Source organism: Streptomyces sp. WM6386 (assembly GCF_000972385.1).
Taxonomy (GTDB): domain Bacteria; phylum Actinomycetota; class Actinomycetes; order Streptomycetales; family Streptomycetaceae; genus Streptomyces.
The window spans coordinates 1-23,195 of sequence record NZ_JXTE01000094.1 but is presented as its reverse complement, the minus strand read 5'-3'; the positions used below and the strand labels follow the sequence as shown (position 1 = coordinate 23,195).

Here is a 23,195-nt window from a genome sequence, read left to right as displayed (position 1 = left end):
CCCCCGGAGGGATCAACGCCGCCGCCCGCCCCAACGCCGCCCGCGCCTCGTCGGCCCGGTCCCGCACCCCGTGCAGCGTGGCGGCATACGCAAGATGCCCGCGTTCACAAGCGGCCGCACCCCGCTCCTCGTCGGTGTGGGCCAGCGCCTCCGCGGTCCGCAGCGCGTCCTCGGCCTCCTGCCATCCCTGCTCGGTGTAGAGACATCGCTCGACCAGCAAGGACGCCCGTTGCAGCGCGAATCCCGCCTCCACCGGCTGGAGCAGCGCCGCCGCGTCGACCCAGCACGCGCGGGAGCGCAGCCGCCATACCGCGGTCTGGAGTGGATCGTCAGGGGTCGTTCCGTTACCAGACATGGCGGTATACGCCACCTCGCCCTCCCCGGCACACCATTGAGCTGTTGAGTGGTGGCCGCATCTCAGCACGAATTCCGTGGCCCGGCCAAGGGGGTGGGTGAAGGATTTCACAAAGTCGTGGGTTCCCTGGCCCCGCCAGGTTTCAGCTCATCCGCAGTGCCAGGAAGAAATCCAGCTTGTCCTCCAGCCTCGACAGGTCACGACTCGTCAACTGCTCGATTCGCCCCACCCGGTAGCGCAGCGTGTTGACGTGCAGGTGGAGACGGGTCGCGCACCGCGTCCACGAACCGTCGCAGTCGAGGAAGGCCTCGAGGGTCGGGATCAGTTCCGCGCGGTGGCGGCGGTCGTAGTCGCGCAGCGGGTCCAGCAGCCGCGCGGTGAAGGCTCTGCGCACGTCGTCCGGCACGAAGGGGAGCAGGAGGACGTGCGAGGCCAGTTCCTGGTGGCCCGCCGCACACACCCGGCCCAGCCGCGCCGCCGCCACCCGTCGGGCGTGCCGCGCCTCCTCCAGCGCGCCCCGCAACCCCTCCGCCGAGTGCACGGCCGCGCTGACGCCCAGTGTGACCCGGCCGTCGTCGTCCAGACCGGCGGCGAGGGGGTCCCGTACGGACTCCAGGAGCACATCGGCGAGGATCCCCGCCTCCGAGCCGTCGTGCTCCCTCGACACGGCCGGCAGCGGGACGAGCGCGATGGCCTCGTCACCCGTGTGGGCCACGGCGATGCGGTCGGAGTGCTCGGGCCCGGCGGACAGCGGGTCGACCAGGATCTCCTCGAGCAGCGACTGGGCGACCGCGCCGCTCTCGATTTCCCCGGCGTTCCCGCCGTCCCACTCGACGCGGGCCACGACGACCTGCCAGTGCGGGGCCGCCCCGAGCCCGGGCAGCAGCACCGGCGCGGCGACCCTGAGGCGCGCGGCGATCTCGGCGGGCGCGGCACCCGTCTGGACCAGTTCCAGCACCTCCTGGGCCAGACGGCGGCGGACCGTGCGCGCCGCGTCCCTGCGGTCCCGTTCGACCGAGATCAGCTGGGTGACGCCCTGGAGCAGGTCCAGGCGCTCCTCGGGCCAGTCCCCGGCATCCGCCTCGACGGCCAGCAGCCAGTCCGACAGGACCGTCTCGCGCACGTCCCGCGAGCCCTGCGGGGAGCGGCCGCTGCTGCGGACCGGGAAGAGCGAGTACGTCGTCGAGCCGAGCGGCAGCCGGTGCGGTCCGCGGCGGCCCGTGCGGGCGGCCGCCAGGTGCTCGGCGGCGAGCTTGGCGCAGATGTCGGCGGGCAGTGCCGGGCCCGTGGTCTTCGAGCCCGCGATCAGCCGCCCGGTCGGCGACAGCACCCACGCCCGCAGGTCCAGGTCCGAGCCCAGCAGGTCCAGGACCACGTCCGGGCCGCCGCCCGCCGGGCCCGAGGTCATCATCCGGCGGTGCCGGTCCACGACCGCCGCGAGGTCCCCGGCGCGCTCGCCGGACACCTGCCGTACGACATGCTCGGTGATCGTCGCGAACGCCACCGACTCGTGCACCGCGAACAGCGGCAGCCGGTTGCGGGCACAGGCCAGCACCAGGTCCTCCGGCACATTGCCCAGCTCGGCCTCACCGGCGGCCAGCGCGGCCACCCCGGCCTGCACCAGGATCCGTACGAACGCGTCGGAGTCCTCGGCGTCCCGGCGCCAGGCCAGGCCCGTCAGAACCAGCTCCCCGCCCGAGAGATAGCGGCTCGGGTCCCGGAGGTCGGTGGTCATCACACCCCGCACGGTGCGATCCAGCTCGTCCTCGCCGCCGAGCAGCCGCAGGCCCAGCGCGTCGGTGTCCAGCAGTGCGCGCAGCCGCATTCTCGTCGCCGCCGATCTTTGTCTCGAAATCTACGATGAACTTTGAGGGTCTTGTGGTGACAGAGGCCCGCCAGGTGGGCCGAGGGCACGTCTCCCGGTCTTCCGGGCTGTGTCCCAGGTCACGCCCGCCGTGTCGCGCGTTTCCACAGGAAAACAGGGAGGTTACTGAGGGCCCCCGTTCATACGAATCTACAAGATGCCTGCCCCGACCAGCCAACTCCTTCAGAGTTTCCGTGACTGACCCCGTCGGAGCACACCGCTGTGTACTGAGCCCACTCCGCGTAAACAGCACATGAACGAGCCGGTCCCGCCGCACACGGTTTGGCTCGATTCCGTACGACCCACGAGACGCAGAAGAGAGCCGGTCATGGACTTCCTTCGCCCCGCCAGCTGGGAGGAGGCGCTCGCCGCCAAGGCCGAGCACCCCACCGCTGTGCCCATTGCGGGCGGCACCGATGTGATGGTCGAGATCAACTTCGACCACCGGCGGCCCGAGTACCTGCTCGACCTGAACCGGATCACCGACCTCACCGACTGGGAGGTCGGCGAGGAGAGTGTCCGGCTGGGTGCCTCCGTCCCGTACACCGCGATCATGGAGAACCTGCGCGGCGAGCTGCCGGGCCTGGCGCTCGCCTCGCACACGGTCGCCTCCCCGCAGATCCGCAACCGCGGCGGCGTCGGCGGCAACCTCGGCACCGCCTCCCCGGCCGGCGACGCCCACCCCGCCCTGCTGGCGGCCGGCGCCGAGGTCGAGGTCGAGTCGGTGCGCGGCTCGCGCCTGATCCCGATCGACGCGTTCTACACCGGCGTGAAGCGCAACGCGCTCGCCGCCGACGAGCTGATCCGCGCGGTCCACATCAAGAAGGCCGACGGCCCGCAGCAGTACTCGAAGGTCGGTACGCGCAACGCCATGGTCATCGCCGTGTGCGCCTTCGGCCTCGCGCTGCACCCCGAGACCCGCACCGTCCGCACCGGCATCGGTTCGGCGGCGCCCACCCCCGTCCGGGCCAAGGCCGCGGAGGAGTTCCTGAACGCGGCGCTCGCGGAGGGCGGCTTCTGGGACAACGGAAAGATCATCACCCCGTCGGTCGCCAAGCAGTTCGCGGACCTGTGCTCCGGCGCCTGCAACCCGATCGACGACGTCCGGGGCACGGCGAGCTACCGCCGCCACGCGGTCGGCATCATGGCCCGCCGCACGCTGACCTGGGCGTGGGAGTCGTACCGCGGCACCGCCGCCAGCACGGAGGGAGTCGCGTAATGCGCGTCAATTTCACGGTCAACGGCCGCCCGCAGGAAGCCGACGACGTCTGGGAGGGCGAAAGCCTGCTCTACGTCCTGCGCGAGCGCCTGGGCCTGCCCGGCTCCAAGAACGCCTGCGAGCAGGGCGAGTGCGGTTCCTGCACGGTCCGGCTGGACGGCGTGCCGGTGTGTTCGTGTCTGGTCGCCGCCGGTCAGGTCGAGGGCCGCGAGGTCGTCACCGTCGAGGGCCTGGCGGACTTCGCCAAGCAGCGCGCCGAGCACGGCGGTTGCGCCTCCGGTGCCTGCGGTACGCCGGGTGAGTCGGGCACGTCCGTCCAGGACGCCCGGCGATGGGCGGCCAAGGGCCAGGACTCGCAGACCGGTGAGGGCACCGAACTCTCCCCGATCCAGCAGGCGTTCATCGACGCCGGCGCCGTCCAGTGCGGCTTCTGCACCCCGGGTCTGCTGGTCGCCGCCGACGAGATGCTGGAGCGCAACCCCAACCCGACCGACGCGGACATCCGCGAGGCCCTGTCGGGCAACCTGTGCCGCTGCACCGGCTACGAGAAGATCATGGACGCGGTCCGCCTCGCGGCCGCCCGGCAGGGAGAGGCGGTCTGACCATGCCCACGAAACCCACCAGCGGCGCGCCCACCAAGATCACCCAGGGTTCGCAGACCAAGGGCGGCATCGGCGAGTCCACGCTCCGCCCGGACGGCACCCTCAAGGTCACCGGCGAGTTCGCGTACTCGTCCGACATGTGGCACGAGGACATGCTCTGGGGCCAGATCCTGCGCTCCACCGTCGCGCACGCCGAGATCGTGTCGATCGACACGAGCGAGGCCCTCGCGACGGCGGGCGTCTACGCCGTCATGACGTACGACGACCTGCCGACGGACGTACGCAACTACGGACTGGAGATCCAGGACACCCCGGTGCTCGCGCACGGCAAGGTCCGCCACCACGGCGAGCCGGTCGCGATCGTCGCCGCCGACCACCCGGAGACCGCGCGCCGCGCGGCCGCCAAGATCAAGGTCGAGTACCGCGAACTGCCCGTCATCACCGACGAGGCCTCCGCGACCGCGCCGGACGCGATCCTCGTCCACGAGGGCCGCGACGACCACCACATCGGCCATGTCCCGCACCCGAACATCGTGCACCGCCAGCCGATCCTGCGCGGCGACGCCGCAGCGGCCGCCGAGCGCGCCGACTTCGTCGTCAAGGGCGAGTACACCTTCGGCATGCAGGACCAGGCCTTCCTCGGCCCCGAGTCGGGTCTCGCGGTGCCGGACGAGGACGGCGGCGTCCATCTCTACATCGCCACCCAGTGGCTGCACAGCGACCTCAAGCAGATCGCCCCGGTCCTCGGCCTGCCCGAGAGCAAGGTCCGGATGACGCTCTCGGGCGTCGGCGGCGCCTTCGGCGGCCGCGAGGATCTCTCGATGCAGATCCACGCCTGTCTGCTGGCGATGCGGACGGGCAAGCCCGTAAAGATCGTCTACAACCGCTTCGAGTCCTTCTTCGGGCACGTCCACCGCCACCCGGCGAAGCTCCACTACGAGCACGGGGCCACCCGCGAGGGCAAGTTGACCCACGTCAAGTGCCGCATCGTGCTCGACGGTGGTGCGTACGCCTCCGCCTCCCCGGCGGTCGTCGGCAACGCCTCCTCGCTGTCGATCGGCCCGTACGTGGTCGACGACGTCGACATCGAGGCCATCGCCCTCTACTCCAACAACCCGCCCTGCGGCGCCATGCGCGGCTTCGGCGCGGTCCAGGCGTGCTTCGCCTACGAGGCGCAGATGGACAAGCTGGCCGACGCGGTCGGCATGGACCGGGTGGAGTTCCGTCAGCTCAACGCGATGGAGCAGGGCACGATCATGCCGACCGGGCAGCCGGTCGACTCGCCCGCCCCGGTCGCCGAACTCCTGCGCCGCGTCAAGGCGATGCCGATGCCGCCGGAGCAGCAGTGGCTCGCGGCCGGCGAGGCCGCCGACGTACGCCAGCTGCCGGGCGGCCTGTCCAACACCACGCACGGCGAAGGCGTCGTCCGCGGCGTCGGCTACGCGGTCGGCATCAAGAACGTCGGCTTCTCCGAGGGCTTCGACGACTACTCCACCGCCAAGGTGCGCATGGAGGTCATCGCCGGCGAGCCGGTCGCGACCGTGCACACCGCGATGGCGGAGGTCGGCCAGGGCGGTGTCACCGTCCACGCGCAGATCGCCCGCACCGAGCTGGGGGTCACGCAGGTGACCATCCACCCGGCCGACACACAGGTGGGCAGCGCCGGTTCGACGTCCGCGTCGCGTCAGACGTACGTCACCGGAGGCGCCGTCAAGAACTCCTGCGAGCTGGTCCGGGAGAAGGTCCTGGAGATCGGCCGCCGCAAGTTCGGCTCGTACCACCCCGCCTGGGCCACCGCCGAGCTGCTCCTGGAGGGCGGCAAGGTCGTCACCGACGGCGGCGAGGTCCTCGCGGACCTGGTCGACGTGCTCGAAGTCGAGAGCGTCGAGGTCGAGGCGGAGTGGCGGCATCGTCCGACCGAGGCCTTCGACCTGCGTACCGGACAGGGCTTCGGCCACGTCCAGTACTCCTTCGCCGCCCACCGTGCCGTCGTCGAGGTCGACACCGAGCTCGGCCTGGTCAAGGTGATCGAGCTGGCCTGCGCCCAGGACGTCGGCAAGGCGCTCAACCCGCTGTCGGTCGTCGGCCAGATCCAGGGCGGCACGCTCCAGGGCATGGGCATCGCCGTCATGGAGGAGATCGTCGTCGACCCCAAGACCGCGAAGGTCAAGAACCCCTCCTTCACGGACTACCTCCTCCCCACCATCCTCGACACGCCGACCATCCCCGTCGACGTGCTCGAACTCGCCGACGACCACGCCCCCTACGGGCTCCGTGGCATCGGCGAGGCCCCCACCCTGTCGTCCACCCCGGCCGTCCTCGCGGCGATCCGGAACGCGACCGGGCTGGAGCTCGACCGCACGCCGGTACGTCCCGAACACCTCACGGGAACGGCGTAGCAAAGCTCTCCGGGCGGCGCGCGGGAACGTCACACTTCACCGCGCCGCCCGGAGCACCAGGTCCCGCACCGCTCGCGGCACCTGAAGCACGTCCCAGTACCAGATCTGATCGTTCGTCTCGGGCCGTCCCCCGGGTCGTGCGGCCGAAGCACCTTCCCAAATCCCGTAGCCGCGACAGCGGTTGGTACGGGTGCCCCTGTGAACCTTGGGAGTAGGCCCACATGACCCAGCAGTCACTGGAGCCGAAGACCGTTGCCGACGACGCGGGAGAAGGCACCCGCGTCCCGGCCGGACGGTCTTGGCTCGACCGGTACTTTCACATATCCAAGCGGGGATCCACGGTCGCGCGCGAGGTGCGCGGCGGTACGACGACCTTCATGGCGATGGCGTACATCCTGCTGCTCAACCCCCTGATCCTGTCCGGGAAGGACGCGGCGGGGGACACGCTCGCCCAGAAGGCCCTCATCACCGCGACCGCGTTCGCGGCGGCCTTCTCCACGCTGCTGATGGGCTTCTTCGGCAAGGTGCCGCTCGCCCTCGCCGCCGGCCTCTCCGTCTCCGGCGTCCTGGCCTCCCAGGTCGCCCCCGTGATGACCTGGCCGCAGGCCATGGGCATGTGCGTGATGTACGGCGTGGTCATCATGCTGCTGGTCGTCACCGGCCTCCGCGAGATGATCATGAACGCGATCCCGCTGGCCCTCAAGCACGCGATCACCATGGGCATCGGCCTCTTCGTCGCCCTGATCGGCTTCTACAAGGCCGGCTTCGTGCACCAGGGCGAGGCGACCCCGGTGACGCTCGGCCCGGCGGGCGAACTCGCGGGCTGGCCGGTGCTGTTGTTCGCGGCGACCCTGCTCGCGATCTTCATGCTCCAGGCGCGGGGTGTCCCCGGCGCGATCCTGCTCGGCATCGTCGGCGGCACCGTCCTGGCCGTGGTGCTCAACGCCCTCGACGTCATCGACCCCGAGCAGTGGGCGAGCGGCGCTCCCGAACTGCACGGCAGCGCGGTCTCGATGCCGGACTTCTCGATCTTCGGCAACGTCGAGTTCGGCGGCTGGGGCGAGGTGGGCGCGATGACGGTCGGCATGATCGTCTTCACGCTCGTCCTGGCCGGCTTCTTCGACGCGATGGCCACCATCATCGGCGTCGGCACGGAGGCCGAGCTGGCCGACGAGCAGGGCCGGATGCCGGGCCTGTCGAAGGCCCTCTTCATCGACGGTGCCGGCGGCGCGATCGGCGGCGTCGCCGGTGCCTCGGGCCAGACGGTGTTCGTGGAGTCGGCGACGGGCGTGGGCGAGGGAGCCCGCACGGGCCTCTCCTCGGTCGTCACCGGCCTGTTCTTCGCGGCCTGTCTGTTCTTCACCCCGCTGACGGCGATCGTCCCGGGCGAGGTCGCGGCGGCGGCCCTGGTGGTCATCGGCGCGATGATGATGATGAACGCGCGGCACGTCGACTGGGGGGACCGTGCGACGGCGATCCCGGTCTTCCTGACCGTCGTCATCATGCCGTTCACGTACTCGATCACGGCGGGCGTCGCCGCGGGCGTCATCTCGTACGTCGCGATCAAGGTCGCCCAGGGCAAGGCGCGGGAGATCGGGGCCTTCATGTGGGCCCTGACAGTGATCTTCTTCGTCTATTTCGCCCTCAGTCCCATTGAGAGCTGGATGGGCGTGCACTAGCCGCTCTGTTGCATACGACCGCTGTTGTGAAGGAGACCGAGAGATGCTGGACATCGCCGAAGAGCTGCACCGGTGGGTCGAGCAGGGACGCGACTTCGCCGTGGCCACCGTGGTGGCCGTCGGCGGCAGCGCCCCTCGCAGGCCCGGCGCCGCGCTCGCGGTGGACGCCGACGGCACGGCGATCGGCTCGGTCTCCGGCGGTTGTGTGGAGGGCGCGGTGTACGAGCTGTGCCAACAGGCGCTTCAGGACGGCGAGACGGTCCTGGAGCGCTTCGGCTACAGCGACGACGACGCCTTCGCGGTCGGTCTGACCTGCGGCGGCGTCATCGACATCCTGGTCACGCCGGTACGGGCGGGCGACCCCGTCCGCCCGGTGGTGACGGCGGCTCTGGCCGCGGCCTCCTCGGGCGAGGCGGCGGCGATGGCCCGGATCGTCTCGGGTCCGTCGGACCTGATGGGCCGCGTGCTGCTGGTCCGCCCGGACGGCTCGTACGACGGCGGCTACGGCGGCCACCCGGAACTGGACCGCACGGTGGCGGCCGGGGCCGGCGCCTTCCTGGACTCCGGCCGCACGGGCACCCTGGAGATCGGCGAGCAGGGCTCCCGCTGCGGTGCCCCGCTGACGGTCCTGGTCGAGTCCTCGGTCCCGGCACCTCGGATGATCGTCTTCGGTGCGATCGACTTCGCGTCGGCGCTGGTGCGGGTGGGGAAGTTCCTGGGATACCACGTCACGGTGTGCGACGCGCGCCCGGTGTTCGCGACGGCGGCCCGCTTTCCGGACGCGGACGAGATAGTCGTCGAGTGGCCCCACAAGTACCTGGAGCGCACGGAGGTCGACGCCCGCACGGTCCTGTGCGTCCTGACCCACGACGCGAAGTTCGACATACCGCTTCTGCAACTGGCGCTGCGGCTGCCGGTGGCGTACGTCGGCGCGATGGGCTCCCGCCGCACCCACCTGGACCGCAACGAACGCCTTCGCGAAGTCGGCGTGGCCGAACTGGAGTTGGCCCGGCTGCGTTCCCCCATCGGCCTGGACCTGGGCGCCCGCACACCGGAGGAGACGGCCCTGTCGATCGGGGCGGAGATCGTCGCCAACCGGCGTGGGGGAAGCGGGGTGTCACTGACGGGGGCGCATACGCCGATCCATCACGACACGACGTCTTCTGCGGTGGGCCGGATCGGGTCGGTGGCCTGAGGGTCTTCGCCCCCGCCGCCCTTACCCGTTCCCCTCCCCAGGGGCTGCCGCCCCTTCGACCCCGCTCCAGGCATCTCAGCCCGTCCGGCGTTTGAGGACGAGGCCCGTTCAGGGCCGAAGCGGGGGTCTGGGGGCGGCAGCCCCCAGGGACGGGACGGGTAGGGGCGGCGGGGGCGAAAACCCTCGGGCCCGCCCCCGTCACGCCCACCTCAACAACCGGTTCACCGCCCGCCCGAACACATACCCGGCCACCCGCCGCACCACCGGATCGACCACCCTCGGCAGAAACCGGAGCCCCAGCTCCTCCCGCCACACCACCCGACTGCGCCCGCCCGGCCCGGGACCGACCTCGATCTCGGCCCAGCCGGCCACCACGCGACCCCGTTTCTCCAGTCGGCACAGTCCGGCCGCGCCGGACGCCGGCGGCCGCCACACCGTGACCTCCATGCGGTCGTCGAAGGTGAGCGGGCCGACCCCCGTGCGGGCCACGAAGACCGTGCCCGCACCCGTCGGTCCCGCGGTCTCCACCGTGACGCGGGTCAGCGGGACCACTTCGCCATGGCGGGGCCACCGCGTGAGGCGGCGCCAGGCCTCGTCGGGGGGAAGCGGTGCCGTGCGTTCGAGGAGGAAGTTGACCACACGACGATCTTAGGGAATCCGGCCAGCTCAGCGCCGTATACATATCCGGCTCACATACTTGGCCCCCTCAGCGGTCGTCGGACGGGCGTACACCCGGCGAACCCGCCCCGCACCATGGCCCGCAACCCCTACGATTCCGACCATGGGTGGGCATTCCGCCCGCCCTCAGGGGGAGTTGGTCACCATGCCACTGAAGGCCTACGGCGTACTGATCACACGGGCGGTCGACACCCGGCGCGAGGGCGCCGTCGACACCCCGCACTACCAGATCCATCTGACCGACGATCAGGACGTCCACTACCGCGCCGCCGTCAACGTCCTGTCCCAGGAACGTCCCTCGGAGCTGCTCTACCTCGTCGACGAGGACTTCCGGCACCCGGTCACCGGTCGGCTCGCGGGACTCGGCAGTGGGTGGAACAGCCTGCCGCCCGGCCCCGGCGGCCCCAACCTCGACTTCGTGCGCGGCAACCTCTTCGACCCGGCGAAGATGCGCACCCTGCCCCCGGACGGCCCCGGCGCCGACGACGACCTGGCCGACATCCTCGATCACTACGTACGGCGTGCCGTCGCGGACCCGGACGCCCGGCTGTACGTCTTCGGCGAGCGCTTCGGGCCCGAACCCCGCGTCAAGGACAAGGTGTTCGGCTTCCTGCCCGGCAACGGCATCCACGACATCCACATGAACCAGGGCAACAGCCGGAAGTTCCGTGGCGACGACGGTGTCTGGCAGGACGGCGGGATCCTCATCCACTTCCCCGGCCAGAACCGCTGGGTGGCGATCTTCCTCGCCTTCCAGAGCCAGTCCTGGCACACGGACGACGTCACCGGCCACGCCCTGGAGGACGTCGAGGGCAACCGGCCCGAGCCGAACACCCTGCCCGTGCGGATCGTCGCGGCGCTCGTCAACCCGCGCGGCCCCGCGCCCGAGGCGGAGACGGTCACCCTGTTCAACGCCTCGCCCGACCCCGTCGACCTCACCGGCTGGCGCATCGGGGACCGGCTCGGCCAGAAGTCCCCGGTGCCGGGCGGTCCGCTCGCCCCCGCCACCTGTCTCGTCGTCCCGCTCGGCGCGAACGGCGCCCGACTCGGCAACCACGGCGGCGAGATCACCCTCCTCGACGCCAAGGGACTCAAGGCGCACGGCGTTTCGTACACCAAGGAGCAGGCGGCACGGGAGGGTTGGTCCGTCGTCTTCTGACCGGTTGAACGGGGCGACAGGCATGGCCCGATGACGTCATGACGTCTATCGCATCCGTACACCCGTACGGCACCATGAGCGCGACCCCGCACCACCAGCGGCCGGAGGGCGTCCCGTGGACCGTGAACTGCCGGGGAGACGTGATGAGTTGCAGCGCGACCCCTATCCGCACTACGAGCGGGCGCGGCACGCCGACGGGCTGACGTACCTCGACGAGCTGGACGCCTGGCTGGTCGCCCGGGACGCCGATGTGCGAGAAGTCCTCCGCCGGCCCGAGGACTTCTCGTCGGCCAACGCGCTCATCCCGGATGTGCTGCCCTCGCCCGCCGCGCTCGCCGTCCTCGGCGGCGGCTTCGGCGGGCGGCCCGTCGTCGTCACCTCCGACGGCGCCCGGCATCAGGAGCTGCGCGCGCCGATCGTCCGCGGGCTCTCGCCGGCGCGGGTCGCCGCCGTCCTGCCGTACGCCGCCGGGCGCGCCGCCGACCTGGTCGAGGGGTTCGCCGAGGACGGCGAGGTCGAGCTGATGTCGGCGTACGCCGGAAAGCTTCCCGGCGACGTCATCGGCCGCGTCGTCGGCCTCGATCCCGAGGACGTGCCCGGTGTCGTGCACGGCGGCCATCGTGCCGAAGAGCTGCTGTTCCGTCCGCTGGAGGAGGCCGAGCAGGTCGCCGCCGCCGAGGACGTCGTCGCGATGCAGCACACGCTGGACCGGTATGTGCGGGAACGCCATGCCGAGCCCCGCGAGGACCTGTGCACGGAGCTCGTCGGCTCCCTCGCCGAACCCGGAGACCTGACCCTGGAGCACCGCCACGAACTCGTCGCCCACCTTCAGAACCTGCTGATCGCCGGGCATCTCACCACCACCGCGCTCATCGGGACGACGGTCCTGCACCTACTGCGGCACCGGTCGCAGTGGGAGCTGCTGTGCGCCGAGCCCGAGCGGATACCGGCGGCCGTCGAGGAGGCCGCCCACTACGACAGCGCCCTGCAGGGGTTCCGCCGTATCACCACCGGTCCCGTCACTGTCGCCGGGACCGAACTCGCGCCCGGGACAACGGTGTTCGTGGCCTTCGGCGGCGCCAACCGGGACGCCGCCCGCCATCCGCGCGCCGACGAGTTCGACATCACCCGCGCTCCGGGCCGCCATGTCGCCTTCGGGTTCGGTGTGCACGGCTGCCCCGGCTCCCAGCTCGCCCGTGAGCAACTCCGGCTCACTCTGGAGGAGTTGACCCTGCGGCTGCCCGGGCTGCGACTGGCGGGCGACCAGCCGGTCGAGATGCGGCCCACGATGATCCACCGCTCCCCGTACCGCCTGCGCCTGGCCTGGTGAACGCCCCGAAGGGCGTCAGCGGTACACCTTGCCCGGCTCGGCCTTCCCCGGGGCCAGCAACTGCGGCACGGTCACGAACACATACCCCCGCGCCTTCAGCGCGTCGATGATCCCGGGCACCGCCGGCACGGTGCCGTCGTACAGGTCGTGGAGCAGGATGATCCCGTCGCGGGACACCTGGTCGAGCACACGCTTGTGGATCAGCGCGGAGTCGTTCGTCATGTAGTCCTTGGCGGTCACGCTCCACAGCACCTCCGCCATGCCCAGCTCACGGCAGATGTCGTGGACGGTGTCGTTCGTCCGGCCCTGCGGCGGGCGCATCAGTGTCGGTCTCTGCCCGGTGAGCCGCTCTATCTCCGTGTTGGGGCGCTCCAGCTCCTCGCGTATCTCCTGCGGCTTCAGCTTCGTCAGGATCTTGTGGTCCCAGGTGTGGCTGGCGATCTCGTGTCCCTCGTCGGCCATGCGTGTGACGAGGTCCGGGTACTTCTCGATGTGCCGTTTGCCGAGGAGGAAGAAGGTCGCCGGGACCTGATTCTCCTTGAGGATGTCGAGCAGCCGGGCGGAGTGCTCGCTGGGCCCGGCGTCGAAGGTGAGCGCGACGCACTTGGCCTCGCGGCAGTCGACGGTCCCGAACCGGGCCGCCTGGGCGGTGACCGCGGCCTGGTTCCGGGCGGCGCTGGGCGCGGTCGTGTCGAGCGATCCGCAGCCGGTCAGCGACAGCGCCAAGGACGCTGCCGCCGCCGACATCAGCGCCGCTCGGAACCTGTTCCCCGTTTTGTTCATCTTGTTGGTCACAGAAGGCATGCCGGGACTATACACAGTGATTATACATACAGTGTATAGTCTATTCGATCACGCCTTCAGGACCGTCTACTGGGCGTAGAACGTGGCGTCCGCCCGGTCCGTGGAGGTGCTCAGTGCCTGCACGTACAGCAGGTAGTTGTAGTGCCGCACATACCGGCCGGCGTAGTTGTACGACTCGTAGGAGACCCCCGCCGAGTCGGCCAGTCCGGCCCGTCGGTAGAAGCTGGCGGACGAGGCGAAGGCCGAGGTGCCGTCGTTCTTCTCCACCCACACCTCGAAGTCCTTGTGCCGCAGGAAGTACCCGGGGAAGTTGGCCGACTCCAGGGAGACCGTGCCGGTGCCGGCGAGGCCGGTGACGGCCCGGAACTGCGAGTCGGCGAGCGGTGAGACGTTCGCCTCGATACGGGCCCGGTACTCCCAGTGCCGGACGAAGCGGTCCGCGAAGTTGTACGACGACAGGCGCTGCGGGGTGACACCGTCGGCGACCGGGATGCCGAAGTCGGGGGTGCCGTCGGACTTCCAGTACACCTTCTGCACCCGGGTGCGGCGGTTCGGGTCGTTCAGCGGATCACCGCTGATGTCCTTGTAGCTGCGGTCGTGGTAGACGAGGATGTCCGACTTGCCGTCCTCGGAGACGGTGAAGGAGTTGTGGCCCGGACCGTACTGCGAGGTCGCCGCGCTCGTCTGGAAGACCGGCGCCGAACCCTTGGTCCAGGAGGCCGGGTTGGTGAGATCGGCGGTCGCCGACGCCGTCAGCATCCCCAGGCAGTAGTTGGCGTCGGTGGCGCTCGCCGAGTACGTCATGAAGACCTTGCCGCCGTGCTGGATCACCGCCGGCCCCTCGTTGACCTTGTAGCCGACGGTCTCCCATGACAGCGTCGGCTGGGACAACTCCGCCGGAGTCCCGCTGATCGTCCAGGGGTTGGACAGCTTCGCCAGGAACAGGCTGGTGTTGTTGTTCTCCGCCGGGTTGCGCTGCGCCCACGCCAGATAGCGCACACCGTTCACGACGAAGGTCGTCGCATCCAGCGAGAAGCTCTCCCAGGTGGTCTTGATCTGGCCCTTCTCGGCCCAGGTCGCGGTGAGCGGATTGGCGCCGGTGCCCTCCAGGACGTACATCCGGATCGCCCATATGTCACTGGTGGACCCGGCGGCGAAGTACACGTACCACTTGCCGTCGATGAAGTGGATCTCCGGCGCCCAGATGTGCGCGCCCATCACCCCGCTGGTGTGCTTGGTCCAGATGGTGACCTCGGAGGCCGTCGACAGGCCCTGGATGGTGGTCGCCCGGCGCAGCACGATGCGGTCGTACTCGGGGACTGTCGCGGTGAAGTAGTAGTAGCCGTCGGTGTGTTTGTAGATGTGCGGGTCGGCCCGCTTCTCCGCGATCGGGTTGGTGTAGGTCACGGCGGGGGAGTCGGGCACGGCGGCCTGGGCGGGGGAGGAGCCCGGGCCGACGAGGCAGGCGGCGAGCGCCACCAGCATCGCCAGAAGCAGGCGAACGGCATTGTTTCTCAAGGGAGTTCTCCAGTGTGCGGGTTCAGGTGCTGGGGACGAGGCGCCACTGCCGGCAGGTGTTGTTCAGCCAGGTCCACTGGCGCACGTCGGTGCCGTTCGCGGTGCCGCGGTCGGCCACGTCGGCGACACCAGTGCGAGCAGGTGGGCCAGCACGCCGAGCAGCAGAGGTCCGCGGCGTCTCCCGAGGCGGGTTCGAACCATACGAGACCGTCCCTGTCCGTAATTTCGAACGCAGTTCGTTATGTCGGTCAGAAGATAGGAGCGGGGCATGCGCCCGTCAACGCTTTCGTCACAGGAGCCTCCTGTGGCCCCGAGATCGCCGGGGCGGAGTTGCGAGGCGGGCGGTGGTGTGTGCATCTTGATCGCCGACGGTGTCGCACGGGCGCCGACGGGGGAGGGGCAGAGTTGAGTCCGGTCGTGTTCGGGGCCGCGGCCTCACGGCCCTGCACGCTCGTCGTGTGCCGGGGCTGCTGCTGCGGCAGCGCGAGCAAGTATCCCGACGTCGACCACCAGTGGCAGCTCGACCGGTTGAAGGCCGCCGCCGCGGAGTCCGGCGGCCGTCTCGCCGTCCGTACGACCGACTGCCTCGGCCCGTGCGACCAGGCGAACGTCCTCGTGGTCCAGCCCTCGGGAGAGGGCCGCCGCCGCGGCGGCCGCGCCACCTGGGTCGGCTGGTCCGGCGACGACGACTGTATGGACGACGTCCTGACCTGGGCCGCGGCAGGCGGGCCGGGCCTGGCGGAGCCCCCGGCCACGCTCACGCTGCAGTTCATACGGCCGCCCCGCCCCGAAGTCCGACGCTCCCGCCGCTGAACTTTGCGCTCAGGGCGCCGGGTTCACCTCGGCCAGTGGCTCCAGGACCGGGTTGGTCACGTGCTGGAAGATGATGGAGGTCCGGAAGCCGACGACCTCGCGCCGCTCGGTGAACCGTTCGAGCAGGAACGCGTGCAGATGCTCGATGTCCGGGGCCGTGACGTGGACCAGGAAATCGTCACTGCCCGCCATGGTGTACACGGACAGCACCTCCGGCAGCCGGGCCACCGACTGCTCGAACGCAGCCACCACCTCCCGGTTCAACGGCCGCACCTGCGCCGAAACCATGGCCTGCACACCGCGGTTGAGCGCCGGCAGCGCCACCCGTGCGTGATAGCCCCGGATCACCCCGCGCCGCCTCAGCAGCCGGATCCGCTCCAGACAGGTGGACGGGGCGATGCCCACCTTCTGCGCGATCGCGCGGTTCGGTTGCCGCGCATCCTCCTGAAGATGCCGCAGGATCGCCGTATCAAGTGCGTCCACGATCGCCTCCTCATGCCCGATTCCGAAGGAAGTTCGGCATGTTCCCCGTGAGACGGAACATGAACCTAGCGTCCGGGTCATGACACAGACACTCGAACACGAAGAGGTGCAGATCCGTCGCGGCCCCCGCTCGGGACTCCCGTTGATCGTCGCCATCCACTCCCGTGCCCTCGGCCCCGCCGTCGGCGGCTGCCGGATGCGGCGCTACGACAGCTGGCGCGACGGACTCGCGGACGCCCTGCGGCTGTCCGAGGCGATGACGTACAAGTGCGCCGGGTCCGGGCTGGACTTCGGCGGCGGCAAGAGCGTGATCGTGCTCGACGCGGACGAACGCGCCGAGCCCGCCCCGGAGTTGCGTGCGGCCGCGCTGGCCGACCTGGGCGAGTTCATCGCGTCCTTCGACGGGACGTACCGCTCGGGGCCCGATGTCGGCACCTCGCCCGCGGACATGGTCGCCCTGCGCCGCTCGACGCCGTACGTCTACTGCCTGCCCGAGGAGCACGGCGGCACCGGTGACTCCGGTGTCCCCACGGCGATCGGAGTGCTGGCCGCCCTGCGCGCGGGCGCGGAGCATGTGTTCGGGGCGGCGTCGTTCGCGGGGCGCACGGTCGTGGTGAGCGGCTTCGGTTCCGTGGGAAGCCGGGTCGCGGCGGGTCTCGCGGCGGACGGCGCCCGCGTCCTCGTCTGCGACGTGGACGGCACCAAACGGAACGCCGCCCGTCGCTCCGGATTCGGGTGGGTGGAGCCCGGTGACGTGCTCCGCACGGCGGCGGACGTCCTGGTCCCGGCCGCCGTCGGGGGAGTGCTCACCCCGGAGACGGCCGCCCGGCTCGACGTACGGCTGGTCGTGGGCCCCGCCAACAACCAGCTCACCGCCGACACCGTCGCCGACGCCCTCGCGGCCCGCGGCATCGTGTGGGTGCCGGACTTCGTCGCGAGTGCGGGCGGGGTCGTGTACACGCTCGCCCGGGAGAGCGACGGCCTGGACCATGACGCCGCCGTACGGCGGGTGGAGGGGATCGCCGACACCGTACGACTGCTGCTGAAGGGCGAGAATCCGCTGCGGGAGGCGAAGGCGCTCGCCGCCCGACGGATCCTGGCGGCGAACCCGTCGGCCTGTGGGCCCGGGTGAAGGCCCGTACCGAGAGCGAGCTGCCGGACGTGCAACCGCCTCGGCGCCGGGCCGAATTGACGTGCGCGTGGGGCCGCCGCCGAAGTACGGTCCGTCCGTGGATCACGATGACGGCTACTTCGCAGAGAACATCGCGGCGACCTACGACGACCCCGCCTCGGACATGTTCCAGCCGGACACCATCGACCCGGCGGTCACCCTCCTCGCGGAACTGGCCGGCGACGGCCGGGCGCTCGAACTCGGCGTCGGGACCGGCCGTATCGCGCTCCCCCTGGCCGCGCGCGGCGTACCGGTGCACGGCATCGACCTGTCCCGCGCGATGGTCGAACGGCTGCGAGCCAAGCCCGGCGGCGACGCGATCGGGGTGTCGATCGGCGACTTCGCGACGACGAAGGTGGACGGCGTCTTCTCCGTCGCCTACCTCGTCTTCAACACGATCATGAACCTGACGACGCAGGAGGAGCAGGTGGCGTGCTTCGGCAACGTCGCCGCCCATCTGGCGCCCGGGGGCACCTTCGTCATCGAGGTCATGGTCCCCGAGCTGCGGAAGCTGCCGCCCGGACAGAACGCCGTGCCGTTCCATGTCGGATCGCAGCGACTGGGGTTCGACACCTACGACGTGGCCACGCAGCGGATGAGTTCGCACCATGTGAACGTCGTCGACGGGCGCGGGACGTACCACGAGATCCCCTTCCGCTACGTCTGGCCCGCCGAACTCGACCTCATGGCACGGCTCGCCGGACTGCGGCTGCGCGAACGCTGGGAAGGGTGGACGGGGGACCCCTTCACCAGCGACAGCGCCGGCCATGTTTCCGTATGGGAGAAACCCGCGGGCTGACCGCGGCGAACCCACCGGAACGAAAGGCCCGATGTGCGACTCCACACCCGTGAATGGGGCACCGGCGACAGAACCGCCCTGCTCGTGCACGGCATCATGTCCGACTCCCGCACCTGGCGCCGCGTCGGCCCGGCGCTCGCCGGACACGGCTACCGGGTCATCGCGGTCGACCTGCGCGGCCACGGCCGCTCGCCACGCGGCGACTACAGCCCGCGGCACTTCGCCGACGACCTCGTCGACACGCTGCCGACGGGGGCCGACCTGGCCGTCGGGCACTCCCTCGGCGGTCTGAGCCTCTCCCTGGCCGTGGAGCGGCTACGACCCCTGCGAGCGGTCTACTCGGACCCGGCCTGGTCGGCCCGGAACCCTGAAGAGCCCCTGGACCCCGAGGCGTTCGCGTCCGCCAAGAACCTCACCCGCGAGCACATAGCGCGGTTCAACCCCCACTGGGCGGCCGAGGACATCGACGTGGAGGCGGCCACGCTGGCGGACTGGGACGCGGACACCTCGTACTTCCTCGACGGCCGCCCGCTCACCGGCTTCGTCCCCGACCGCCCGGCCGTGCCCTCCCTGGTCCAGCTCGCCGACCCCAGTCACCTGGTCGGCGCCGACGACGTGGTGCGGCTGCGGGCGAGCGGCTTCGAGGTCCGTACGGTGACCGGCGCGGGTCACACCATCCACCGTGACGACTTCGACGGGTTCATGAAGTCCCTCGACGGCTGGATCTGACGGTCACACGGACACCGCGGTGTCCCAGTCGAGGAGCCGGGGGAGGTCCTCCTCCCGGGGCCGGGGGACGGTACTGCCCCGGCCCCCGCGGGACAGGCTCCCGCTGACGACCGTGTTGTGCTCCACGCGCGGGCGGCGCAGCGCCTCGTACAGGGCGAGCCCGGTGTCGGTGTCCGGTGTGTCGCGCAGGGACTTGGCGAGCACGACGGCGTCCTCCAGGGCCATCGAGGCACCCTGCCCGGTCGCCGGGGAGGCGGCGTGGGCCGCGTCGCCGACGAGCAGGGTCCGCGCGGAGCGCCAGGGGGTGCCCGGGGGTATCTCGGTGGCGTTGGTGACCAGCACATCGCCGGTGGTGGCCGCCACGATGTCCGCGGCGGGGCCGGTGTCCTGGCGCAGCAGCGACAGCAGCGGGTCGCGCCATCCGCCGCGGGTCAGCTCCTCGGCGGTCAGCGGGTCGTCGGTCACGCGGGCGAACCAGTAGGTCTCCCCGCCGGGCGACACCGTGTACCCGAAGGCGGCCTCGCTGCACCGCACCATGGTGAACTGCTCGCCCTCGCCCGGCGGTCGGGCGTCGCGCGTGTAGCCGTAGAAGACGCGCTGGGCCGCGTAGACGGGGCGGGCGTCGGGCGCTGTCGCCTTGCGGACGGTGGAGTTGAGGCCGTCGGCGCCGATGAGGAGGTCGCCCGTCGCGCTGCTGCCGTCGGTGAAGCGGGCGGTGACGCCGTCGGGGCCCTCCTCGACGGAGGCGAGCCGTGCGCCGTGCCGGACGTGGACGCCCCGGCGGGAAGCCTCCTTCTGCAGCGCCGAGTTGAGGTCGCCGCGGCGCAGACAGCGGAACCGCAGGAGCGGGTCGTCCGCCTCGCCGAGCGGGCCCTTTGCCACCTCGGCGCCCGTCGCGTCGAGCAGCCGCATCGAGCGCAGCGGGAAGCCGATCGCGGTGACCGCGTCGGTGGCGTCGATCTGCGCGAGCGCCCGCATGCCGTTGCCGGCAAGGGTGAGGAACGCGCCCAGATCCTCCGCCGAGTCGGGATGCGCCTCGTGTACTTCGACGTCGAAACCCGCCTTGTGCAGGGCGAGCGCCGTCGCCGTACCGCCTGTTCCGCCACCGATGACCAGGATGCGCGCCATGCCACGACCGTACACGCCGAGGTCAACTGAACGTCGGAACAGGGGCGTTGAGCCTGCCGCAGGGCTCTTGGTGCCGAGCCGAAGCGAGTCGGCCCTGCCCCTCGTGGGGCGGGGTCAGCTCTCCCTGAACGCCCCGAGAATCCGCTCCGCGGCCAGCGTGGCCGTCAACTCGCCCTTTCTGACCTGCTGTTCGAGACCGGGTGCGAGCGCGCGTACCGCGGGATCGGCGTGGAGCCGGCCGAGGAGTTCGTCGCGGACCATGCTCCACGTCCAGTCGACCTGCTGGTCACGGCGTTTGGCGGCGAGCCGCCCGGTCGAGTCCAGCAGTGTGCGGTGCTGCTCCAGCCGCTCCCACACGGTGTCCAGGCCGGTCGACTCGCGGGCACTGCAACTGAGCACCGGAGGCGTCCAGAACGCGTCCTTGCCGTGCATCAGCCGCAGCGCACCGGCCAACTCCCGGGCCGCGGCCTGCGCGTCCCGCTGATGCGGGCCGTCCGCCTTGTTGACGGCGATCACGTCGGCCAGCTCCAGGACGCCCTTCTTGATGCCCTGGAGCTGGTCGCCGGTACGGGCGAGGGAGAGGAGCAGGAAGGAGTCGACCATGTTGGCCACGGCGGTCTCGGACTGGCCGACGCCGACCGTCTCGACCAGGATCACGTCGTAGCCGGCCGCCTCCATCACGACCATGGACTCGCGGGTGGCCTTGGCGACCCCGCCGAGCGTGCCCGCGCTGGGGGAGGGGCGCACGAACGCCGCCGGGTCCACGGCCAGGCGTTCCATCCGGGTCTTGTCGCCGAGGATGGAGCCGCCCGTACGGGTCGACGACGGGTCGACGGCGAGGACCGCGACCCGGTGACCGAGGCCGGTGAGCCGGGTGCCGAACGCGTCGATGAACGTCGACTTGCCCACCCCGGGCACCCCGCTGACGCCGATCCGCCGGGCCCGGCCGCTGTGCGGGAGCAGCTCGGTGAGCAACTCCTGGGCCAGCGCCCGGTGCCGCGGGCGGGTCGACTCGACGAGCGTGATGGCGCGGGCGACGAGGGCACGCTTGCCGTCGAGCACACCCTTCACATACGCGTCGACATCGATCACAGGTCGTGCCCGAGGTCGTCCGACAGTCGCTTGACCAGGTCGTACGCCGCGTCCGGGATCACCGTCCCCGGCGGGAAGACGGCGGCCGCGCCCATCTCCAGGAGGGTGGGAACGTCCTGCGGCGGGATGACCCCGCCGACCACGATCATGATGTCCTCGCGCCCCTCCTCGGCCAGCTGCTCCTTGAGCGCCGGTACGAGGGTGAGGTGGCCGGCGGCCAGCGAGGAGACGCCGACGATGTGCACGTCCGCCTCCACCGCCTGGCGGGCGACCTCGGCCGGCGTCTGGAACAGCGGGCCGACGTCGACGTCGAAGCCGAGGTCGGCGAAGGCGGTGGCGATGACCTTCTGGCCGCGGTCGTGGCCGTCCTGGCCCATCTTGGCGACCAGGATGCGCGGCCGGCGCCCCTCCTCCTCGGCGAAGTCGGAGACCAGGGCGCGGGTGCGGTCCACGGACGGGGACTCGCCGGCTTCGTTGCGGTACACGCCGGAGATCGTACGGATCTGGCTCGCGTGCCGCCCGTACACCTTCTCCAGGGCGTCGGAGATCTCCCCGACGGTGGCCTTGGCGCGGGCCGCGTTCACCGCCAGCTCCAGCAGGTTGCCCTCGCCGCCGGCCGCCCGGGTGAGCGCGTCCAGTGAGTCCTGGCACGCCCGCTCGTCGCGCTCCGCGCGCAGCCGCCGCAGCTTCTCGATCTGCTGGGTGCGCACGGAGGAGTTGTCGACCTTGAGGACGTCGATCTGCTCGTCGGTCTCCACGCGGTACTTGTTGACACCGATCACCGGCTGGCGCCCGGAGTCGATACGGGCCTGGGTGCGGGCCGCGGCCTCCTCGATGCGGAGCTTGGGGATGCCCGCGTCGATGGCCTTGGCCATGCCGCCGGCCGCCTCGACCTCCTGGATGTGCTGCCAGGCCTTGCGGGCGAGGTCGTACGTCAGCTTCTCGACGTACGCGCTGCCGCCCCACGGGTCGATGACCCGGGTCGTGCCGGACTCCTGCTGGATGAGGAGCTGGGTGTTGCGGGCGATGCGCGCCGAGAAGTCCGTGGGCAACGCGAGCGCCTCGTCGAGGGCGTTGGTGTGCAGCGACTGGGTGTGGCCCTGGGTGGCCGCCATCGCCTCGACGCAGGTGCGCGTGACGTTGTTGAAGACGTCCTGCGCGGTCAGCGACCAGCCCGAGGTCTGCGAATGGGTGCGCAGGGACAGCGACTTGGCGTTCTGCGGGTCGAACTGCTTCACCAGCTTCGCCCACAGCAGGCGCGCCGCGCGCAGCTTGGCGATCTCCATGAAGAAGTTCATGCCGATCGCCCAGAAGAAGGAGAGCCGGGGCGCGAACGCGTCCACGTCCAGGCCCGCTTCACGGCCGGCCCGGATGTACTCCACGCCGTCGGCGAGGGTGTACGCCAGCTCCAGGTCGGCCGTCGCACCGGCCTCCTGGATGTGGTAGCCGGAGATGGAGATGGAGTTGTAGCGCGGCATCCGCTGCGAGGTGTACGCGAAGATGTCGGAGATGATCCGCATCGACGGTGACGGCGGATAGATGTAGGTGTTGCGGACCATGAACTCCTTGAGGATGTCGTTCTGGATGGTCCCGGCCAACTTCTCCGGCGGTACGCCCTGTTCCTCCGCCGCCACGATGTACAGCGCGAGCACCGGCAGCACGGCGCCGTTCATCGTCATCGACACCGTCATCTTGTCCAGCGGGATGCCGTCGAAGAGCTGCCGCATGTCGTAGATGGAGTCGATGGCCACGCCCGCCATGCCGACGTCACCGGTCACGCGCGGGTGGTCGCTGTCGTAACCGCGGTGGGTGGGCAGGTCGAAGGCGATCGACAGGCCCTTCTGCCCGGCCGCGAGGTTGCGGCGGTAGAAGGCGTTGGACTCCTCGGCGGTGGAGAAGCCCGCGTACTGGCGGATCGTCCACGGCTGGTTGACGTACATCGTCGGGTAGGGGCCGCGCAGATACGGGGCCGCGCCCGGGCGGGTGTCCAGGAAGTCCAGGCCCTCGAGGTCCTGCCCGGTGTAGAGCGGCTTGACCGGGATGCCCTCCGGGGTCTCCCACAGCAGGTCGTCGCCGCCGGCCGCCTTCTTGAGCGCGGCCTGCCACTCGTCGGTGCCGCCGGCGGGGGCCGGGGACCCCAGCTCGATCCCTGAGAAGTCGGGGACGGAGGGGGTGGGG

General features: G+C 70.9%; 19 protein-coding genes and 2 pseudogenes. 11 read left to right on the top strand and 10 right to left on the bottom strand.

Annotation, left to right across the window (positions count from 1 at the left end; all coding sequences use genetic code 11):
- A pseudogene (locus TN53_RS36815) lies at positions 1–370 on the bottom strand (hypothetical protein); the annotation flags it as partial.
- A 127-nt stretch (positions 371–497) separates the two neighbouring features.
- On the bottom strand, positions 498–2,180 hold the full coding sequence (locus tag TN53_RS36810) for a PucR family transcriptional regulator (protein WP_046263177.1): 1,683 nt from the start codon (positions 2,178–2,180) through the stop codon (positions 498–500).
- A 367-nt stretch (positions 2,181–2,547) separates the two neighbouring features.
- On the opposite strand from TN53_RS36810, the gene TN53_RS36805 reads away from it, so the two are divergent.
- The 5 genes from TN53_RS36805 to TN53_RS36785 all read left to right on the top strand — a co-directional run bounded on the left by TN53_RS36805 (position 2,548) and on the right by TN53_RS36785 (position 9,313).
- On the top strand, positions 2,548–3,438 hold the full coding sequence (locus tag TN53_RS36805; protein ID WP_046263176.1) for an FAD binding domain-containing protein: 891 nt from the start codon (positions 2,548–2,550) through the stop codon (positions 3,436–3,438).
- The gene (locus TN53_RS36800) at positions 3,438–4,040 is read left to right on the top strand and encodes a (2Fe-2S)-binding protein (RefSeq protein WP_046263175.1); all 603 of its coding nucleotides are present in this window, start codon (positions 3,438–3,440) and stop codon (positions 4,038–4,040) included. Before TN53_RS36805 ends, TN53_RS36800 begins: the two co-directional genes overlap by 1 nt.
- Positions 4,041–4,042: 2 nt before the next feature.
- Positions 4,043–6,439, top strand: a complete 2,397-nt coding sequence (locus TN53_RS36795) for a xanthine dehydrogenase family protein molybdopterin-binding subunit (RefSeq protein ID WP_046263174.1) — start codon at positions 4,043–4,045, stop codon at positions 6,437–6,439.
- A gap of 221 nt (positions 6,440–6,660) precedes the next feature.
- Positions 6,661–8,118 (top strand): NCS2 family permease, encoded by a 1,458-nt coding sequence (locus TN53_RS36790; RefSeq protein WP_046263173.1) that lies wholly within the window; start codon positions 6,661–6,663, stop codon positions 8,116–8,118.
- Between the two features lie 43 nt (positions 8,119–8,161).
- A complete protein-coding gene (locus tag TN53_RS36785) occupies positions 8,162–9,313 on the top strand; it encodes an XdhC family protein (protein ID WP_046263172.1) in 1,152 nt (383 codons plus the stop codon).
- 198 nt (positions 9,314–9,511) lie between these two features.
- Here the strand turns inward: TN53_RS36785 and TN53_RS36780 are convergent, their stop codons facing one another.
- Complete coding sequence (locus tag TN53_RS36780) at positions 9,512–9,952, bottom strand: SRPBCC family protein (RefSeq protein WP_046263171.1); 441 nt, start codon at positions 9,950–9,952, stop codon at positions 9,512–9,514.
- Between the two features lie 184 nt (positions 9,953–10,136).
- On the opposite strand from TN53_RS36780, the gene TN53_RS36775 reads away from it, so the two are divergent.
- Both TN53_RS36775 and TN53_RS36770 read left to right on the top strand, forming a co-directional pair.
- Positions 10,137–11,150: a DUF2278 family protein gene (locus TN53_RS36775; protein WP_046263170.1), complete on the top strand. Its 1,014-nt coding sequence runs from the start codon at positions 10,137–10,139 to the stop codon at positions 11,148–11,150.
- A 115-nt stretch (positions 11,151–11,265) separates the two neighbouring features.
- Positions 11,266–12,480 (top strand): cytochrome P450, encoded by a 1,215-nt coding sequence (locus TN53_RS36770; RefSeq protein WP_046263169.1) that lies wholly within the window; start codon positions 11,266–11,268, stop codon positions 12,478–12,480.
- 15 nt (positions 12,481–12,495) lie between these two features.
- Here TN53_RS36770 and TN53_RS36765 read toward each other — a convergent pair whose 3' ends face one another.
- The 3 genes and pseudogenes from TN53_RS36765 to TN53_RS49395 form a co-directional block, all read right to left on the bottom strand.
- Positions 12,496–13,284, bottom strand: coding sequence for a polysaccharide deacetylase family protein (locus TN53_RS36765; RefSeq protein ID WP_234441790.1), 789 nt, complete (start codon positions 13,282–13,284; stop codon positions 12,496–12,498).
- Positions 13,285–13,350: 66 nt separating this feature from the next.
- Positions 13,351–14,769: a family 43 glycosylhydrolase gene (locus TN53_RS36760; RefSeq protein ID WP_046263167.1), complete on the bottom strand. Its 1,419-nt coding sequence runs from the start codon at positions 14,767–14,769 to the stop codon at positions 13,351–13,353.
- 55 nt (positions 14,770–14,824) lie between these two features.
- Positions 14,825–14,929: pseudogene (locus TN53_RS49395) on the bottom strand (RICIN domain-containing protein); the annotation flags it as partial.
- A 278-nt stretch (positions 14,930–15,207) separates the two neighbouring features.
- On the opposite strand from TN53_RS49395, the gene TN53_RS36755 reads away from it, so the two are divergent.
- Positions 15,208–15,615: a (2Fe-2S) ferredoxin domain-containing protein gene (locus TN53_RS36755; protein ID WP_046263166.1), complete on the top strand. Its 408-nt coding sequence runs from the start codon at positions 15,208–15,210 to the stop codon at positions 15,613–15,615.
- A 9-nt stretch (positions 15,616–15,624) separates the two neighbouring features.
- Here the strand turns inward: TN53_RS36755 and TN53_RS36750 are convergent, their stop codons facing one another.
- The gene (locus TN53_RS36750; RefSeq protein ID WP_046263165.1) at positions 15,625–16,098 is read right to left on the bottom strand and encodes an Lrp/AsnC family transcriptional regulator; all 474 of its coding nucleotides are present in this window, start codon (positions 16,096–16,098) and stop codon (positions 15,625–15,627) included.
- Positions 16,099–16,177: 79 nt separating this feature from the next.
- Between TN53_RS36750 and TN53_RS36745 the strand changes: the two genes are divergently transcribed.
- From TN53_RS36745 to TN53_RS36735, 3 genes are all read left to right on the top strand, one after another.
- Positions 16,178–17,230, top strand: coding sequence for a Glu/Leu/Phe/Val dehydrogenase dimerization domain-containing protein (locus TN53_RS36745; RefSeq protein WP_046263164.1), 1,053 nt, complete (start codon positions 16,178–16,180; stop codon positions 17,228–17,230).
- A 97-nt stretch (positions 17,231–17,327) separates the two neighbouring features.
- Positions 17,328–18,068: a class I SAM-dependent DNA methyltransferase gene (locus TN53_RS36740; protein ID WP_046263180.1), complete on the top strand. Its 741-nt coding sequence runs from the start codon at positions 17,328–17,330 to the stop codon at positions 18,066–18,068.
- A 33-nt stretch (positions 18,069–18,101) separates the two neighbouring features.
- On the top strand, positions 18,102–18,797 hold the full coding sequence (locus TN53_RS36735; protein ID WP_046263163.1) for an alpha/beta fold hydrolase: 696 nt from the start codon (positions 18,102–18,104) through the stop codon (positions 18,795–18,797).
- Between the two features lie 3 nt (positions 18,798–18,800).
- Here TN53_RS36735 and TN53_RS36730 read toward each other — a convergent pair whose 3' ends face one another.
- From TN53_RS36730 to scpA, 3 genes are all read right to left on the bottom strand, one after another.
- The gene (locus TN53_RS36730) at positions 18,801–19,925 is read right to left on the bottom strand and encodes an FAD-dependent monooxygenase (protein ID WP_046263162.1); all 1,125 of its coding nucleotides are present in this window, start codon (positions 19,923–19,925) and stop codon (positions 18,801–18,803) included.
- Positions 19,926–20,039: 114 nt separating this feature from the next.
- Positions 20,040–21,017, bottom strand: a complete 978-nt coding sequence (gene meaB, locus TN53_RS36725) for a methylmalonyl Co-A mutase-associated GTPase MeaB (RefSeq protein WP_046263161.1) — start codon at positions 21,015–21,017, stop codon at positions 20,040–20,042.
- Positions 21,014–23,195, bottom strand: a 2,182-nt coding sequence (scpA, locus tag TN53_RS36720) for a methylmalonyl-CoA mutase (protein WP_234441789.1), incomplete at its 5' end; no start/stop codon positions are given. The genes meaB and scpA, both read right to left, overlap by 4 nt.

What these genes read in the sequence shown, in the direction of transcription:
- TN53_RS36745 (WP_046263164.1), top strand. Translation starts at nt 16,178, where the DNA reads ATGACACAGACACTCGAACACGAAGAGGTGCAGATCCGTCGCGGCCCC.
- TN53_RS36785 (WP_046263172.1), top strand. Translation starts at nt 8,162, where the DNA reads ATGCTGGACATCGCCGAAGAGCTGCACCGGTGGGTCGAGCAGGGACGC.
- TN53_RS36790 (WP_046263173.1), top strand. Translation starts at nt 6,661, where the DNA reads ATGACCCAGCAGTCACTGGAGCCGAAGACCGTTGCCGACGACGCGGGA.
- TN53_RS36775 (WP_046263170.1), top strand. Translation starts at nt 10,137, where the DNA reads ATGCCACTGAAGGCCTACGGCGTACTGATCACACGGGCGGTCGACACC.
- TN53_RS36730 (WP_046263162.1), bottom strand. Translation starts at nt 19,925, where the DNA reads ATGGCGCGCATCCTGGTCATCGGTGGCGGAACAGGCGGTACGGCGACG.
- TN53_RS36795 (WP_046263174.1), top strand. Translation starts at nt 4,043, where the DNA reads ATGCCCACGAAACCCACCAGCGGCGCGCCCACCAAGATCACCCAGGGT.
- TN53_RS36765 (WP_234441790.1), bottom strand. Translation starts at nt 13,284, where the DNA reads ATGCCTTCTGTGACCAACAAGATGAACAAAACGGGGAACAGGTTCCGA.
- TN53_RS36810 (WP_046263177.1), bottom strand. Translation starts at nt 2,180, where the DNA reads ATGCGGCTGCGCGCACTGCTGGACACCGACGCGCTGGGCCTGCGGCTG.
- TN53_RS36800 (WP_046263175.1), top strand. Translation starts at nt 3,438, where the DNA reads ATGCGCGTCAATTTCACGGTCAACGGCCGCCCGCAGGAAGCCGACGAC.
- TN53_RS36805 (WP_046263176.1), top strand. Translation starts at nt 2,548, where the DNA reads ATGGACTTCCTTCGCCCCGCCAGCTGGGAGGAGGCGCTCGCCGCCAAG.
- TN53_RS36760 (WP_046263167.1), bottom strand. Translation starts at nt 14,769, where the DNA reads ATGCTGGTGGCGCTCGCCGCCTGCCTCGTCGGCCCGGGCTCCTCCCCC.